At 66.8% G+C, this 16,861-nt stretch carries 11 protein-coding genes; 2 read left to right on the top strand and 9 right to left on the bottom strand.

Annotated features, from left to right (window positions below; all coding sequences use genetic code 11):
* The first annotated feature begins 98 nt into the window (after positions 1-98).
* Positions 99-1,103: a DUF4434 domain-containing protein gene (locus MG068_RS02880; RefSeq protein WP_206138680.1), complete on the top strand. Its 1,005-nt coding sequence runs from the start codon at positions 99-101 to the stop codon at positions 1,101-1,103.
* Here MG068_RS02880 and MG068_RS02875 read toward each other — a convergent pair.
* The 8 genes from MG068_RS02875 to MG068_RS02840 form a co-directional block, all read right to left on the bottom strand.
* A complete protein-coding gene (locus MG068_RS02875; RefSeq protein WP_132809182.1) occupies positions 1,097-3,919 on the bottom strand; it encodes an NfrA family protein in 2,823 nt (940 codons plus the stop codon). The two genes, MG068_RS02880 and MG068_RS02875, sit on opposite strands and share 7 nt — an antisense overlap.
* A complete protein-coding gene (locus tag MG068_RS02870; RefSeq protein WP_132809180.1) occupies positions 3,916-6,063 on the bottom strand; it encodes a glycosyl transferase family protein in 2,148 nt (715 codons plus the stop codon). Before MG068_RS02870 ends, MG068_RS02875 begins: the two co-directional genes overlap by 4 nt.
* Before the next feature lie 6 nt (positions 6,064-6,069).
* The gene (locus MG068_RS02865; RefSeq protein WP_132809178.1) at positions 6,070-8,271 is read right to left on the bottom strand and encodes a hypothetical protein; all 2,202 of its coding nucleotides are present in this window, start codon (positions 8,269-8,271) and stop codon (positions 6,070-6,072) included.
* The gene (gene wecB, locus MG068_RS02860; RefSeq protein WP_132809176.1) at positions 8,268-9,452 is read right to left on the bottom strand and encodes a non-hydrolyzing UDP-N-acetylglucosamine 2-epimerase; all 1,185 of its coding nucleotides are present in this window, start codon (positions 9,450-9,452) and stop codon (positions 8,268-8,270) included. Before wecB ends, MG068_RS02865 begins: the two co-directional genes overlap by 4 nt.
* Positions 9,453-9,718: 266 nt before the next feature.
* On the bottom strand, positions 9,719-10,756 hold the full coding sequence (locus tag MG068_RS02855; protein ID WP_132809174.1) for a fimbrial protein: 1,038 nt from the start codon (positions 10,754-10,756) through the stop codon (positions 9,719-9,721).
* The gene (locus MG068_RS02850; RefSeq protein WP_132811101.1) at positions 10,747-13,311 is read right to left on the bottom strand and encodes a fimbria/pilus outer membrane usher protein; all 2,565 of its coding nucleotides are present in this window, start codon (positions 13,309-13,311) and stop codon (positions 10,747-10,749) included. The genes MG068_RS02855 and MG068_RS02850 overlap by 10 nt, the downstream gene beginning before the upstream one ends.
* Before the next feature lie 92 nt (positions 13,312-13,403).
* Positions 13,404-14,132 (bottom strand): fimbrial biogenesis chaperone, encoded by a 729-nt coding sequence (locus MG068_RS02845; RefSeq protein WP_032128056.1) that lies wholly within the window; start codon positions 14,130-14,132, stop codon positions 13,404-13,406.
* A gap of 85 nt (positions 14,133-14,217) precedes the next feature.
* Complete coding sequence (locus MG068_RS02840) at positions 14,218-14,757, bottom strand: fimbrial protein (protein WP_032128057.1); 540 nt, start codon at positions 14,755-14,757, stop codon at positions 14,218-14,220.
* Positions 14,758-15,216: 459 nt separating this feature from the next.
* On the opposite strand from MG068_RS02840, the gene MG068_RS02835 reads away from it, so the two are divergent.
* Positions 15,217-15,582, top strand: coding sequence for a hypothetical protein (locus tag MG068_RS02835; RefSeq protein WP_014645902.1), 366 nt, complete (start codon positions 15,217-15,219; stop codon positions 15,580-15,582).
* Between the two features lie 10 nt (positions 15,583-15,592).
* Here MG068_RS02835 and pncB read toward each other — a convergent pair whose 3' ends face one another.
* Positions 15,593-16,771, bottom strand: coding sequence for a nicotinate phosphoribosyltransferase (gene pncB / locus MG068_RS02830; protein ID WP_132809172.1), 1,179 nt, complete (start codon positions 16,769-16,771; stop codon positions 15,593-15,595).
* Positions 16,772-16,861 lie beyond the last annotated feature (90 nt).

Genomic DNA, 16,861 nt, shown 5'->3' with positions numbered 1-16,861 from the left:
GCCAGCGGCCGGCACTACCGGAGCACGCTTCGGCCAGCGGCCGGCGCTACCGGGCGCTGGTTCACCTGCTGCGCACGGTGCTCTGGGATGATGCGGGCATGGTTCGGCCTGACCTTCCCGCGGATCCGTCTTCGCCGTTGCGCCGCCGGCTGCTGCGTGCGGCAGTGCTGGCACCGCTGGCCGCTGCGCTGACCATCCTGCCCGGCTGCTCGTTGCCGGTGCAGGTCGATGGCACCTTCCTGCAGCCCTGGCGCAGCCACCTGCAGTGGGGCCTGGCCGACTGGCAGCGATCCTTGAAGCTTGCACGTACGCTGGGCTGCAGGCAGCTGGTGCTGCAATGGACCGGCATCGTCGGTGGCAGTGACGGCGACTGGTCATTGCCCGACGGCAGCCTGCAGCAGCTGTTCACCGCTGCCAGCGAGAACGACATCCGCATCCGCGTCGGCCTGCCCTTCCAGCAGCGCTGGTGGCAGGCCATCGGCGCAGACGACGCAACGCTGCAGGCCTTCCTGGCCGAGAGCCTGGCGCACGCACGCAGCTGGTTGGCACAGGCACCCTGGGCGCAGCAGCCGGCCTTCGGGGGCTGGTACCTGCCCTACGAGCTGGAGCAGTATCACTGGGCCGATCCGGCACGCCAGCTGTGGCTGGCGCAGTGGCTGCACGGGCTGGTGCAGGCCGCCAGCGCACGCGGTGGCGACTGCGCGATGTCCTGCTACTTCAGCCGCCTGCAGACCGATGGCAACTTGGTCACGCTGTGGCAGGCGGTACTCGCGCGCGCGGCCGTGCGGCCCATGGTGCAGGACGGCGTGGGGGTGGCCGGCGCCGGCAACGTGCAGCAGCTGCAACCGCTGCTCGATCATCTCCATGCCAACGGCATCGGTTTCGATGCGATCGTTGAACTGTTCCGCGAACTGCCCGGCGGCCCCGCCGACGGCAGCGGATTCAAGGGCGAAACGGCCGATGCCGCACGCATCCAGCGGCAGTTGGCATGGGCACGCGACAGCGGCGCACAGCACGTGCTGGTCTATGCACTGGAGCCATGGCTGACCCAGGACACACCGCAGGCCGCAGCGCTGCGGCGACGCTGGGGCCTGCCTCAGTAGTAGAGGATGGCGGTGGCGAACAGGCCCTTGGCACGCTGCGTATCACCACCGCCGATCGCGATGCGGTACTGCACGGTCAGGTCCAGGTAGGAACGCGGCGTGTTGTAGTGGTCCTCGCGGAACCAGTAACGCACGCCCACGCCTGGCCCTGCGCCAAGTGACCAGCTGCGCTGTGTATCGTTGAGCGCGAACGACTGCGCCGGGAACGGCGGATAACGGATGTCACGCACGCGCGAGCGCTGGTCCAGCCAATCGGCGCCAACCACGACATAGGGTGTCACCACCCAGTGCGTCTGCCCGGCACCGAAACGGAAGCTGCGCCCGGCGCGCAGTTCACCAGCAGCGAACCACTGTTCGCGATGCAGGCGCCCGTTGGCGTCGCCGATCCGCCGCACCGGCGTGCCGTTGGCATCGAGCGCGTCGAGGGTGAAGGTGGCACCGTTGTCGTCCCAGGTATATCCCCCCTGCGCATAGCCACTGACCATCCACCACTGGTTCACATCGGTGCGCAGATCGGTGCCGTGGTAATAACCGTAGGTCAGGTAGGACATCCATCCACCCGAACCGCTGGCCAAGCGGTAGCGCGCCAGCGTGCTGGCTTCCAGTGGCCGGTTCAGGGCCAGCTGCAGGCGGCACTGCACCGCTGCCGATGCGGGGTAGACCTCGCCCTGGCGGGTGGCACTGCCCAGGAACTGGCGGCGCTCGATGCCGGCGCTCAAACCGGTCTGGCCAAAGGCGTAGCGCAGGCCGAACGAGGCGATGGTGGACGGCCAGCCGGTGGTCGAGCGCGAATGACTGAGGCGCTCGGCGCGTGCACGCGCATCCGGCGTTGATTCGCCGGTGCACGGATCCACCGCACGGATCGACTCGTAGGTGCCACCCTCGTCGTACAGCGTGTTGAGCAGGCGTGCGTAGAGCTCCAGCGTGCCATGCTGGTCATTGAACGCTGGTGGCCGCCAGAACGCTTCCAGCGTACTGAACACCGAATCGCCGGGCGTACTGATCGCCGCACCGCCGACATTGGTTGCGGCCTGGCGCGCACCCCGGAAACCCGCCGAGGCGACCACGCCCCACTCGCGTGAATAGTTGGCGATGGCATTGCGCACGTTGTAGCGCTGATGCTCATCCAGCGGCAGCTCACCGACGTCGGCGCGGTCGATGGCGCTACGCAGCAGTGACACCGCCTGTGGATGATCGCCGTTGGCTGCGCTGGCGTAGGCCTGGTCCAGCACCACGCTTTTCGGTGCCTTGCCGGTGGCCTCGGCGGCACGGAAGTCGGCCAGTGCCTGCGCAGGTTCGTGCGCCTTCTGGTTGAGGTAGCCGCGCTGCATCAGCGCCTCCGCATCGTCAGGACGCTGTGCCAGTGCCGCATCCAGGCGCTGCCGTGCTTCGTCCTGCTGTGCGCGGTTGCCCGCTGCCAGCGTGGTGGTCAGCAGGGCTTGCAGGTTCGCGTCGTCCGGTGCGAGTTGCACGGCCTGCCGTGCCTCACCGATGGCATCGGTGTAATCCTGGCGCGCGTAGGCAGCATAGGCACGCTGTGCGGCACCGCCGTCGCCCTGCAGGTCGGCCGGCATCAACTCGCAGACATTGCCTGTGTCGCCCGACTGGCAGTGCTGGAACGGCACCGGATAGGTCTGCGCGCTCATACGCGGAAGCTCGCGACTGGAGCGGATCGCCCGGCTGCGTTGCTCGATGCCCTGCTGCAGAAGCTGCCGTGTCCGTGCATCGCCTTCAGCTGGCGGTACCGTCGCCTGCAACGGTGCCAGCAGTGCAGCAGCGCGTACCCGATCACCTGCGGCCAGTGCCGCATCTACCGCCAGCAGTCGCACGTTGCGCTGCTGCGCGGTTGATCCCGGCGTGGCAAGCGCGGCGTCGAAATCTTCATTGGCCCGCAACGTGCTGCCCTGGCGCTGGCGCAGGTAACCGCGCATGACCCGTGCATTGAGGTCGTTGGCATCTACCTGCAATGCCTGATCAGCACTGTGCTCAGCGTCGGCCAGCTGATCGCCCTGCAGCTGCGCGGTGATCAATAGCAGCCGGTATGAAGCCACGTCGGGGGCCAGTTCCACGGCAGCGTGCGCCTGCTCAATGGCGGCGGCATCCTCGCCTGCGGACAGCGATTGATAGGCCTGCTGGGCCTGCAGCAGGGCGCGTTGGCGACCCAGTGCCACGCGCCGCGCGCGCAGCGCCTCGGCATTCGGTGCACCCAGCTGCAGCGCGGTGCCGATGGCGGCGTCGGCCTGTTCGGGCTGTTGCTGTGCCTCCAGTGCCGCCACCCACAGCAGGGCCCATGCGCCCTGTTTCGGCTGCTGCCGGAACGCCTGTTCGGCCTTGCTGGCGGCGATGCCCATCTGCCCGGCGCCGTAGGCCGCATAGGCTTCGGTTGCCAGCATGTAGGCCTGCCGGTTGTTGCGGTCGGCCGCTGTTGCGGGTGCACGCGGTACCGCTGCGCTACGCGCCGCACCTGTGGCCGTCCTGGGCGCAGCGGCGGCCAGCGCCGGCAAGGCCGGATCCTTCATCCCCGCGTCCAGCGCACGCCGCGCCTGCTGCTGCGCTTCTGCGCCACGCCCGAGCTTCTGCAGCGCATAGATCTGCAGCAGGCGCAGCCGCACCACATCCGGGCGCAGCCGGATCGCTTCAGTGGACTGCTGGTACGCCGCTCGGTAGTCACCACGCTCATAGGCGGCAAACGCCTGTTCGGCGATACGGTAGGCAGCTCCAGACAATGGCAGCTGCGCATCGGCCTGGGCCTGTACCGATACGCTGGCCGTGGCCAACGCGACGGCAATGACGGTGGACAGCAGCGTGGTCTTCATGCCGGCAAGGCTCCGGGAGGCGGTGACTGCAGCGCGGCCGCACGTCGACGCTGCTCCTGCATGGCCTGGGCCACGGCCTCCTCGGTGGTGATGCCCTGCTTGACCAGGTAATCGCCGATGCGGCCGTCGCGCTGCGGCATGTAGTCATCCAGTGCGATCTCGAACCGCGCGTGGTCGATCAGGCGCATCTCCACCAGCAGGTCGCCCAGCAAGGGCACGTTGTCCAGGTGCCACTGCCGGTCACCGCCGATCAGGCGCAGGCCCGCGTTGATTTCGCTTTCGCGGGCGATGCTCTGTTCAACGTGCTCGCTGCGGGTTTCCTGCTTCAGCAGTGCCAACGCCTCTTCGGGCAATGGGCTGGTCACGGCCAGCCGCAGGGTGCCTTGCTGGCGCGGTGGCAGCGGCAGCATGCGCCATTGCACGCAGGCATCGGCACTGACCGGGAACTGGCAGGCGCGCAGGTAGTCCACGTCGATGACCGCGCGTGGCAGGTCGCCCTGGAAGGCGATCGCCTCGGCCAGCGTTTCATCATCCAGCCAGCCCTGGGTGAGCAGGATGCGGCCCAACGGCTGCTGGCGGCCTGCCTGCTGCTGATCCAGCGCCTGCTGCAGGCGTTCGGGCTCCACCGCCTGCCAGGTGCTCAACAGCTCACCGAGCTGCTTGCGGGTCTGCACCAGCTGCGCCGCATCCGGGAAGTCGTGCATGGTCTTGTCCCAGACCATGCGCTTGCCGAACAGCAGGTAGGCCAGGAAAACCTTCCACGCGCGTGCGGTGGCCATGAAATTGATCATGTTGCCGACCACCATGCGCGGGATCGACATCAGCGCATGCTCCCAGCCATACAGCCGGTTGACGAAGTAGAAGCGCTGCACGACACGGGTGGCCAGCGCCGCCGTGGTCAGCAGCGCCACGTTCATCTGCCAGGTACCGGCCTGGAACACGCTGGGAAACTGCATCGTCCACAGCCCGGTCATTTTCAGCAGCCAGAACAGCAGCAGCTGCAGGAAGATGAGGTAGGCGATGATGCTGACGAACGAGGTGATGATGCCCTTGCGGTCGCGCGCCAGCAGGTACTTGGTGGCCAGCGAGCCGCGCCAGCCCAGCGACTCCCAGCTCTGCAGGCCGATGCCCAGCACCCACCGCGCCTTCTGCCGGTACGATGCGCGGAAGTTGTCGGGGAAGTACTCGCGCACGCACAGCGCCATCAGCTGGGTGCGCTCGCGCACCGGTCCCCAACCGAACCAGGACGGGCGGCGCACGCGGAACTGCACCGGGAAGCGCGCGAAGATCGACTGCATGCCCATCGCCGCCAAACGTGCACCGACGTCGTAGTCCTCGGTGAGGCTGTCGGTGTTGAAGGGCTGGTTGTCGGTCTGTGCACTCAACGCCAGCAGCGCGCGCCGCGAGAAGCAGGTACCGACGCCCGCCGACGGCACCATGCCGGAAACACTTTCGCGCACCACCAGATCCTTGGCATGCCATTCGGCGAACTCGTCCATGTAGACGCCGGCCACCAGTTCGTACCACTCGCGGTCCAGCGAGGTGACCGGCAACTGGATCATGTCCTTGCGCGGCAACAGGTAGTTGTAGAAGCGCAGTTCCATCGGGTGCAGCACGTCCTCGCTGTCGTGCAGGATCACCCCGGCGAACTCGATGTCGTGGCGTTTCTCGTAATCGAAGATGGCCAGGATCAGCCAGTTCAGGCAGTCGGCCTTGCTGGTCGGCCCGTCATGCGGCACTTCCACGCGGCGCAGGCGCTTGTAGCGGCGGCGCATGCGCTCCACTTCGTCGATGGTCTGCTGGTCGTTGGGATAGGTGCCGACGAACACCACGTACTCGCGGTAGTCGAGCACGTTGATCATGTTCTCCACCATCTGCGCGATGACGTCGTACTCCATCCACGCCGGCACCATGATCGCCAGCGGCTGTTGCGGCCGCTGCAGCAGGTCTTCCTGGCTCAGTGGCCGGTACGCCTCGCGACGCTTGATGGTGAGCGCCCGCCAGCTCTCGCGCACCCAGTACCAGACATCGATGAACAGGTCATCGAGGCTGGAGATCAGGATCAGCACGGCCACCGCCGCCGCCGTGGTTTCCAGGGCGGCGTAGTAGTTGGCCAGCTGGATATTCCAGAACAGACCGTCCACGGTGGATCAGTGCCCTGTGTTGGCGGACTTGCGGCGGCGCACCTGGGTGACGCGGGCGGCCAGCAGCGCGAACACGATCACGCCGACCAGCAGCAGCAACCAGACCATGTGCCGTTCCCACTTCGATTGCGGATTGCCATCCTGTGCAACGCGGCTCCCGTAAGGATCCTGGCGGTCGAATTCGCGCACGGCATCACTGCCGTCGAGCACAGCGAGATCACCGCGCAGCAGCCGGAACGGTGCGCCGAATGACGGTGCCTGTGCGCCCAGGTCGCTGTACAGCACGCCGAGCTGGCCGCCGGAGGTGCCGACCTGCACCACCGCGGCACGATCCAACCCGCTGACATCCAGCAGCGGCTGCGGCTTCCCGCCGATCAGCAGATGACCGCCCTTCAGGCCGGCCACATCGACACCCGATGGCGCCACACCGAACGCCAGCCACGGTGCGCCCGGGCTGACCGCCGCACCGGCATCGACCACCTTCAGTTCCGACGCCTCCGGCGAGGCACCCACTGCACTGGCCACCGCAATCACCTTGCGCAGCGATGCCGGTGCATCCTGCAGCCACGTGGCCGGCACGAACACCTGGTTGCCGCGCGACAGCTGACTGCTGGCGCCGACGAAATCACTGCCCAGCGACCGCTTGGCCAGGGTCAGGTGGCTGCTGGGCAGGATCGAGACCGGATAGGCGGTGGCCGGATCGTGGCAATAAGGTCGTGCCGGCTGGCGCAGGAAGCTGACGCGGATCTCGTTGCGCGCCGACAGCGCGTAGGCCGGCACCTTGGCCACCAGCCGTTGCGGCTGGCCATTGGCCGACAGCACCTTGCCGCCCAGCAGGTAATCGTTGAAATGGATCGTGGCCACCGCGCCCTGCCCGGCGGCGTTGGGCGCCGCCGAGACATCGATCACCACGTCCTCGGGCAGGCGCCCATCGGCCGACAGCACGCCGAGGTCGAAGGTGGCACTGCGGTCCGCGCGGGTGACCACATCCATCGTGCCGGCGATGTTGCCGAGCCGGCTCAGCAGCACCTGGTCACCGTCCAGCTTCGGTGTTCCCGCCGCGCTGACCTGCAGGCTGCGGCCCAGCGCATAGCTGCGCCACTGTTCGGCGAACAGTCCGGCGACCTTGCCTGCCGCCGCCGGGTCGACCACCAGCGTCGGACGGCCAGCAACGGCGACCACGCTGACCGATGCGTTGGCCGTGGGCTTTTCCAGGCCACCCATATCGGTACCGCGCCACGCGGCGAAGGCAGCGCCCGCATCGGCACCCGTAGCCGCAACCTGTACGGCCAGCGCGTCCAGTGCCGCGCGCATGCCGGTCCGCAACGCTTCGCTGCCGATCATCACGTCAGCGGCCAAGGGCCCACTGTCACGCAACGACAGCAGCGCCCCCACTTCGGCCAGGTCCTTGATCGCATGCGTACGCTCGCCGGCAACCAGCGCGGCATAGGCCGGCACGCCCTGCAGGCTGGCCGGGATGCTGATGCCGGCCAGGTCGACGCTGTCACCGACCTTGGGCAGCGCCACCACCTGCACCTGCTTGCCGCCGGCCTGCAACGCGGTACCGATGCGCCAAGCGGCGTCGTAGGCCGGCGCCTGCAGCGCCTTGCCATCCACCAGCAGCCGCACCTGCGGTGGCAGCGCGCCCCAGGCCTTGGCCACGGTGTCCACGGCCCGGCCATCGAAGCGGTAGCTGAAACGCGAGTCCGGCGACAGCCGCAACACGTTGGCCGGCGCGCTCTGGTCGGCACATTGGTAGTCGGAGACGATCGACCACCAGCCGACGCCGACCCGCACGAAGCCGTTCTGGCGAGGTTCGCCATCAATGGCCAGCAGCTGGCTGGCGTCGCCCTGCGCATCGGTGATCGAGCGCGCGGCGATCGGATCGCCATCGACCGACCACAGGCCGGAAGTGCGCCCGGCGTGGCCGCGCACATAGCGCCCGTCCAGCTGCAGCTGCGCATCGCGGGTGGCGACGCCGGCCGGCACCGGCAGGTAGACCTCGCGCTGGCTCTCCTGCCCGCTGAGCACCAGCGATTGGCGGAAACCGAGTTCACGCAGGGTCATCTGCCGGTTGACCGTGCTGTCGCCGCTCCATTCGGCGAATTGGCCGGCGACGCTGTCGGCGGCATGGGCACTGGCAACCACGCCCGACAGGACGAACGCGGCGGCGGATGCAAACAGGGGAGAGCGGCCGGTCTGGGTCATGGCGTCACTTCGCGTGGATGGGAGTGGGCGGCACCGCTGTTGCGGAGGCCGGGCGAGAATTCGGGAAGCGGCGTGCCACGCAGGGCGGCGACGATGCGCGCGCTGGCACGGCCATCGCCGTAGGGACTGGCGTCGGGATCGAAGCGGGTCGGGTGCGGTGGTTGGGCCAGTGCCGCGTTGACCGCCTCGACAATGCGCGAGGGCCTGGTGCCGACCAGCGTCACCACTCCGGCCTCGACCGCCTCCGGGCGTTCGGTGACGTCGCGCATGACCAGCACGGGCTTGGCCAGCGCAGGCGCTTCTTCCTGCACGCCACCGGAGTCGGTGAGGATGACGTCGGCGCGCTGCATCAGGCGCACGAAGCGCAGGTAGTCCTGCGGCGGCACCAGGTGCACGTTGTCGAGATGGCCGAGGTGGGCGTTGACCGGTCCCTGCACGTTCGGGTTGAGATGCACCGGGTACAGCACCTGCAGGTCCGGCCGCCGGGCCAGTTCGGCCAGTGCACGGCAGATGTCCTCGAAGCCCTGGCCGAAGCTCTCGCGGCGGTGGCCGGTGACCAGCAGCAGGCGACGATCGGGGTCAAGCATGTGGAAGGGTTCGTCAGCCCGCGCACGCAGCGCCGGGTCGGCATCCAGCCGCTCTACGGTCTGCTGCAGGGCATCGATGACGGTATTGCCGGTGACCAGGATCTGCCCGCCCAGGTGTTCACCGGCCAGGTTGGCGCGCGAGCTGGGCGTGGGCGCGTACAGCTGGTGGCCGACCACATCGATCACCCGCCGGTTCATTTCCTCCGGCCACGGCCGGTTGATGTCGCCGGTGCGCAGGCCGGCCTCGACATGGCCGATCGGAATGCGGTGGTGGAACGCGGCCAGTGCGGCGGTCATCGCCGTGGTGGTATCGCCGTGCACCAGCACCCGGTCCGGGCGAACCTGCGTGTAGAGCGCGTCAAGCTGTTCGAACAGCTTGGAACACAGGCCATTGAGGGTCTGGTTGGGCACCATGACATCGAGGTCATGGTCGGCGGTGATCGCGAACAGCGACATCACTTGGTCCAGCATCGCCCGGTGCTGGCCGGTGATGCAGACCACCGATTCGATGTCCGCAGCCTCCGCCAAGGCCCTTACCAGCGGCCCCATCTTGATCGCTTCCGGTCGCGTGCCGAACACCGACAGAACCTTCATCGCAGCGCTCCGAAAGGCCGGCGCGAGGGAATGCCAGGAGCTGTAGCCACGTCTGGATCCTTTCGGCGTTCCCGTCCAACACCCTTAGGCAGGAGACGGTCACCTCATGAGGAAACTCCAAAATCGCGACGTACATCACATTCGAATGATGGTACGTGCGTCGTGGCATTGATCTTCATCGTTGGAAGATCAAGACGCAGTCAACGCCGCCCGTGGAACGGGCGACGTTGCGGTGGAACGCAGCCGTGGCGCGGCCTGCGGCCGACTTACTCGTACTGGATGGTGAAGGTGGCCTGGCCGTTTGCGACACCTGCACCCACCGTGCCGGCCTGGGTCTGCACGTAACGCGCACGCAGCGGCAAGGTCATCGTGCTGGTGCCGGGCGTGGTGGTACCGACGTTGACGGTCTGGCCGAAACGCACTTCGCGCTCGGTGCTGCCATCACGCTGGACCATCTGGATGCCGATGCGGGTGGCACTGTTGGTGGCCGCGCTGAGCTTCAGCACGCCCGGCATGTTCGAGCTGTCCTGGTCGGCATCCAGGCGGATACCGATCTTGCTCTGATACTGCGCGACATTGCTGCCCTGGCAGTTCAGGCGGATCTCGAAATCGCGATCGACAGCCTTGGAACCGACACCGGTGAACGTGGTGTTGGGCACGCTGCCGAAATCGACAGCAATGTTGCGACTGCCCGCCTGCACTTCGCAGGTCGGGCTGACCACGGTGGTGCCCGAGCCCCTGAAGGTCGAGGTCAGCACTGGCTTGCTGGGACCATCACCATCAAAGTAATACGTAGTGAAGCGACCATTCGGCGCGATCACGCCCGAACCCGTCTGTGCGGCAGTCTTGATCAACTGGATGCGGAAGCGACCGCCGATCAACGTAACACTGCTGCCACCGCCGAAGCTCAGCTGATGGGGGTAGTAGACCTGGATCGATCCCGAATCACGGAACAGTTTGATGCCCACGCCAGGAACATCGGTTTCATACGTATCCGAGAAGCCCGGCACCGGGCGCTTCTGCGCGGCGTTGACGTACTCACCGATCGAACGGCCTCCGGACCAGTAGTCGCAGCTGGCAACCCGATCGCGCTGAGTGATCGATTCACTGATCTCCTTGATCACGCCGCCGACCGGGGTGCTGGGCAGAATCACGATCTGGCCCATGTCCATGGTGACGTCCTGTGCGGTGAACCAGCTTGAGCTGATACGGCACGCGGCGCTGGCTTGCTGGGCCAGCAGCACGCTGCCCAGCAATGCAAGGGCACTCAGCGCCTTGCGGCCACGGGAAGAAATCATCGGCATGCTGCCTCCAGCGGGATGAAGCCGGTCTTGGACGCATCGGCGCCCGCCGGAACCTGGTAATCGACCGTGCAGCGCTGGTCGGCGCCGGCGCCCCACTCCACCAGCAGGCTGCCCTGGTTCTTGTCACTGCGCACGTACAGGCGGCCGCCCTGGCTGACCATGCCCACCGGCTGGCCCTGCTCATCCTTGACCTGCGCACCGAACGGCATGGTGCGGCCATCGGTGTTGCGCACCTGGATCAGCAGCGCGTTGCCCTTGCGGGTATCGAAGCGCAGGTAGCTGATGGCACCGGCGAACGGCGCGATCGACTGGCTGGTGCTTTCCAGCTCGACGTCGTGGGCCATGCCCTGCGGGTCGAGGGTGACGGTGTTGAGGCGGTACGGCGACACGTACGGGACCACCGCGTAGCCGCGGCCGTCGACGCGCAGGCCCGGGGCGTTGCTGACGATCGCATCGCGTGCGCCCGGCGCTTCCACCAGCACCATGGTGTCGCCACGCTGCGGGGTGAAGGTGAAGCCACCCGGATGCACGACCACGCTGCCGTTGGCACCGACCGACGCCTGGCGGAAATCGCGCGAGTGGCTGTAGGTCGCGTTCAACGCGCTGTAGCGGCTGCGGTACTCCGCACTGCCCACCGCGGTGGTGCCACCTTCGCGGGAGTCGGACAGCGCCACACCGTAGCTGAAGTTGTTGTCGATGCCGGTCGAACCGGTGATGCCAACGCGGCTGTTGTCGTAGCCACCGCGCTCGCGCACGCCGAGGTCGGCGCTGAACGACACCGGGTGCGAACCACGGCCCAGCGGCACGCTCATCGACAGCAGGTACTGGGTATCGGAACGGCCGAGCACGCCCTCTTCGGTGCGCAGCGCCGAGAAGCCGTAGTTCACCGAACGCCAGGCGTTGTTGTAGCCGACCTGGTACTGCTTGGAGGTGCCGGGGCGGTCGTAGAAGTCACGCACCGAGCCGGTCACGTACAGCGCGCCGCCGCGACGGCCCAGCGGCTGGTTCAGCGTTACCTGGAACTGGCTGCGCTGACGGCCACGGGTGGTCGGATCGATGCCGCGCTTGTCCGAATCACGGCCATACAGCGCGTCCTGCAGGCTGTAGAAGCCTTCGGTCGAATAGCGGTAGGCGGCCAGGGTCAGGTTGGTCCCGGTCTCGCCGATCATGTTGCTGTAGCTCAAGCGCACGCTGGCACCGGTGTGGTTGCCGTAGTGGTCGAACGTCGTACGTGCGTGGGTGACGTCGGCGGCGAACGCGCCAACCGGCGTGGACAGGCCGACGCCGTACAGCAGCGACAGGTAGCCATCGCTCAGTGCACTGCCGCCGTACAGCGTCAGCTGGTTGCCGATACCGCGCTGGTAGGTGCCCTGCACCAGCCACGGCTCATCGGCCAGCAGCTTGTTGCGCACCTGGCCGGCGGTCAGCGAGTAACGCGACACGCCTTCGCGCAGCATCTGCGGCACCGAACCGAACGGCACCTTGAATTCGCGGCGGCGGCCATCGGCCTCGATCACGCTCACTTCCAGGTCGCCGCCGTAGCCGGTCGGGTACAGGTCGTCGATGACGAAGCTGCCCGGCGACACGGTGGAGGAGTAGATCAGCTGCTCGTTCTGGCGCACTTCGATGCGTGCGTTGGTCTCGGCGATGCCGCGCACGACCGGCGCGTAACCGCGCAGCGAATCGGGCAGCATGCGGTCGTCGCTGGCCAGGCTGGCACCGCGGTAACCGATCGAGTCGAACAGTTCACCGGTGGTGTAGGCCTCACCGATGGTGAGCATGCCGCGCACCTGCGGGATGCCGCGCTGCGCATAGGTGGCGATGCTCTGCCAATGGCGGCCATCGCCCTCGGACCAGGTCAGGTTCGAATCGTGGCGGAACTGCCAGCCACCCAGGTTCAGGCCGGCGTTGAGGCCGAGGTAGGCACTGCGGTTGCGCTGGCCACCTTCGACACGGCTGTCGCTGTCGATGGCATTGAAGCTGTAGCCGACGAAGCCGGCATTGATACCGCGGTCCCACAGCGCCGGGTTGACGTAGCCGCGTGCCTCACGGCGCAGGAACACCTGCGGGATGCTCAGGTCGTAGCGCAGGTTGCCGCTGTCATAGACACCATAGGCATTGGCCATGCGCTGCTGGACCGGCACGCAGCTGGTCTTGTCGGTCGGCACGGACGGATCCTGCTGCAGCAGCACGGCTTCGCTGTCCACGCCCATTTCTTCCAGCATCGGCAGCGGCAGGCAGGCGTCGACACGGCCCTGCGCATCGGCCTTGAACTGCAGATCGCGACGGCCCTGCCAGGCACCGTTGACGTAGACGTCGACACGGTAGTTGCCGGCCACCATCGGGTTGCCGTTGCTGAAGGCCGCCAGATCGACCTGCTTGGCCTGGCCAGACAGGAAGCTGGAGTTGAACTGGGCCGATTCCGGTGCACGCGCATTGGCCGCACCACTCTGCGCCATCAGCGCCTGTTCGCCGAGATTGGCCGGGGCAGCCAGCGCCCATCCTGGGCAGGCCACGCCAGCAACCAACAGGCAAAGCGCCTGATGGATCGACAATGTCAATCTGTTTCCGATCACACTGACATTCCTTCAATTCGCCGCACAGCGGCGGTGGCGGGATGCGCAGGCCCAAGGCCGGCGCGGCGCGTTCAGCCCCCGGTGCTGCCGAGGCGGATGGTGTGTTCCACCCGGCCGCCGTAGTCGTTGATGGTGATGAAGCGGACCTGGTCGGTGCCCGCCGGTGCGGCGAACTCCAGGCTCTGCTTCGGCGCGACCATCGCGCCCTTGTCCTCGACGGCCTTTTCACTGCTGCCGGTCACGGCATGTACTTCGGCCAGAGTGACGTGGAAGGGGCTCGGGTTTTCCACCCGCAGACGGTCGCCCGTGCGGGTCCAGCGCAGCGCTGCCGGCGCGTCGTTGGCGACGCCCTTCAGGCCCTGCGGCCGGTAGAAAAGCTTCAGGCGCGAACGGAACGCGACCTGCAGGTAATTCTGTTCGCCGCTGTCGGCGTTGTCCGGGGACGGCGGAACATCCAGCACGTTGAGCCAGAACACCGACTCACGGTCGGTCGGCAGCTGCGCGCCGGAGAAGATCAGTCGCAGCGCCTGGCTGCGGCCCGGTTCGACGCGCGCGATCGGCGGCGTCAGCACGAACGGGGCATCGCTGGTGTCGGCGGTCTGGTTGGCGTCGCCGCTGTCGATCCAGGCCTGCACCAGCGCCGGCGAATCGCCCACGTTGTCGACCTGCACGGTGACTTCGCGCGCCTGCGCCGGATAGATCACTCGCGTGCCATTGACCACCACGCCGGCCAGAGCGTTCTGGCAGAAGGGCAGCGTGAACGCTGCCAGCAGCAGCGCCCGGGGAAAGAATGCTTTCATCGGAAGTACTACGCTCGAGGTATGTGGCCAGGGGCCGCGATGCACTGGCCGGCGCGTACGCCGGCCAGTGCGGGTACGACTACGATCAGTTGTAGATGATCGTGTACTTGACGCTGCTGGTGACGTCGCCCGGGGTGGCGGCGGCAGTGGCGTAGTACTCAGCGTAGTAGTTCAGATCGGCCGAGCCGTCGGTGCCGACGGTGACCCACTGCGAGTTGGTCTGGGCCTGGCCAGCGCCTGCAGCCTTGATCGGCAGGACCTGGTTGTTCGAACCCAGCAGCTGCAGCTGCACGTTGGTGGCAGCGTTGGCCGAAGCCTGGTTCAGAAGGCGGCCGGTGTTGAAGTCAACGGTCGAACCCGGCTCGAAGTAGGTCGCGACGTTGCCGGCGCTGCACTTGGTCAGGTTGATGGCGAACGGGGTGCGACCGGCAACGTTACCGGCGGCGGCCAGGGTGTTCTTGGACACGGTCGGCAGGTTGACGGAGAAGTCCTTGCCGCCCGGGGTCGAGATGGTGCAGGTCTTGTCGGTCACCTTGCCGTTGAAGGTGATGGTGCCGTCGGCGGCGTTGGCGGCCAGCGGAGCGGCGGCCAGCATCAGAGCGGCGATGATATTGATCTTGTGCATTCGCTTTTACCTAACCCTACTGAAGAGATGAGAAGTAGAGGAGGAAGCAAGGAGCACTGCCGGGCTATCAAGACCCATCCTTGCGTCTCACCTGTGGCCGGACTCGGACATACCTTCCCCTGAATCCGTGACGCAAGTATAGGCACAACTGTGATGAAAGTCTCATTATTTTTCTGAACGCCAATTCATTGACGCCTCAAATGTGACGTGGTAGGCGGAATGAGAGCCCGGCGGGCGTGGGGGATTTGACGGCAAGGCGATCAGGTCACAAACGACCCTGCATGACGCTTCCCGTGGCGCGTTCGGCATGCGCGAAAACAGGCCTTTTTCAGGTAGAAATCGCCTTATTTGATGCGCATCACTCTTTCTTGGTGATGGCCCTAGCAGATTCGGATTTGTCCTATTAAAGACGGATCGAACCTGTCGCTAACTAGGACACACCGAACCAGAGAACGTGTCATGAGGAACTCCATTCTGCTGTGTGTGGCCCTGATGTCCGTCAGTGCGCTCGCCCAAGCCAGCAGCGGCAGCATCCGTTTCAGCGGCCGTATCGCCGAGCCGGGCTGCACGACGAACCTGTCCCAGGGTGAGCTGAGCCTGGCCGCCTGCCCGCCCTCGGCCAAGGGCTCGACGGTGGCCGTGACGGCGCTGGCCGATGGCCAGGCCGCGACGCTGCGCGACGGCAAGCGCCAGGGCCAGAAGCTGTCGGTGTCGGCCAGCGCGATGCGCGCCGGCGATATCGCCTTCTCCGAGCGTTACAGCGTGCAGGCTTCGAAGCAGCAGCCGCTGCAGGGCGCCTACCTGGTGGTGGTCGACTACCTGTAAGCCGGCGTGTTTACGCCGGCGGCAGCTCGAAGACCTGGCGCAGATAGGCCAGGTAGCCCGGGTCGTCGCACATGCTCTTGCCCGGCGAATCGCTGAGCTTGGCCACCGGCTGGCCGTTGCAGCGGACCATCTTGATGACGATGTTGAGCGGCGTTGGCCCCAGATCATTGGTCAGGTGGGTGCCGACGCCGAAGGCGACCTGGCAGCGACCACGGAAGTAGTCGTACAGGCGCATCACCTTGGCGATGTCGAGCCCATCGCTGAACACCAGCACCTTGCTGCGTGCATCCACCCGGCGCTGCTGGAAGTGCCCCAGCATGCGGTCGCCCCAGTCGAACGGATCGCCGGAGTCATGGCGGACGCCGTCGAACAGCTTGCAGAAGTACATGTCGAAGTCGCGCAGGAACGCATCCAGGCCGACCACGTCGGACAGCGCGATGCCGAGGTCGCCGCGATACTCGCGTGCCCACGACTCCAGTGCCGCCACCTGCGAATCGCGCAGGCGCGGGCCCAGCGCCTGGAACGCCTGCAGGTACTCATGGGCCATGGTGCCGTGCGGGGTCATGCCGTACAGGCGGGCGAAATGCACGTTGCTGGTGCCGACCAGCTGCGGCCCGAGGGCGTCGCGCAGCAACGGCAGCAGGCGGGCATGCCAGTCGCGCGAGTAGCGGCGGCGGCTGCCGTAGTCGGCGATGCGGCACTGCTCGAAGCCGGGGGTATCACGCAGCAGCGCGGCCTTGGCCTGCAGGCGGCGCTCGCCCTCGGCGAAGTCGGCGGTGGTGGTGTTGCGGAACCAGACTTCGTTGATGATCGCCAGCAGCGGCACTTCGAACAGAATGGTGTGCAGCCAGGGCCCGGTGATGTCCAGTTCGATCTCGCCGGGCACGGTCTTCGACGCGCGCAGCTGGATGTACTTGCGGTCGAGGTGGAACAGGCCGAGGAAATCGGCGAAGTCCGGCTTCACGAAGCGCAGGCCACGCATGTAGTCCAGCTCCGCGTCGCTGAAACGCAGGCTGCACAGATGGTCGATCTCTTCGTCGATCTGGTCGATGTAACGGGCCAGGTCGATGCCGGGCGTGCGGCACTTGAACCGGTACTGCACCTGGGCGCCGGGGTGCTGGTGGAGCACCGCCTGCATCATGGTGAACTTGTACAGGTCGGTGTCGAGCAGGGACTGGATGATAGGCATGGGGCGGATTATGCGCCCGGCAGGGTGAACCGGGGTGCCTGCGGCCACACTCAGCTCACGGGAAACAACATTGGTAGATCCACGCCATGC

Origin of the sequence: Stenotrophomonas sp. ASS1 (assembly GCF_004346925.1) — a bacterium.
In the GTDB taxonomy this organism is placed as follows: Bacteria; Pseudomonadota; Gammaproteobacteria; order Xanthomonadales; family Xanthomonadaceae; genus Stenotrophomonas; species Stenotrophomonas maltophilia_A.
Note: the sequence above shows the minus strand (reverse complement) of the source record. Positions and strands in the feature narration are given on the sequence as shown.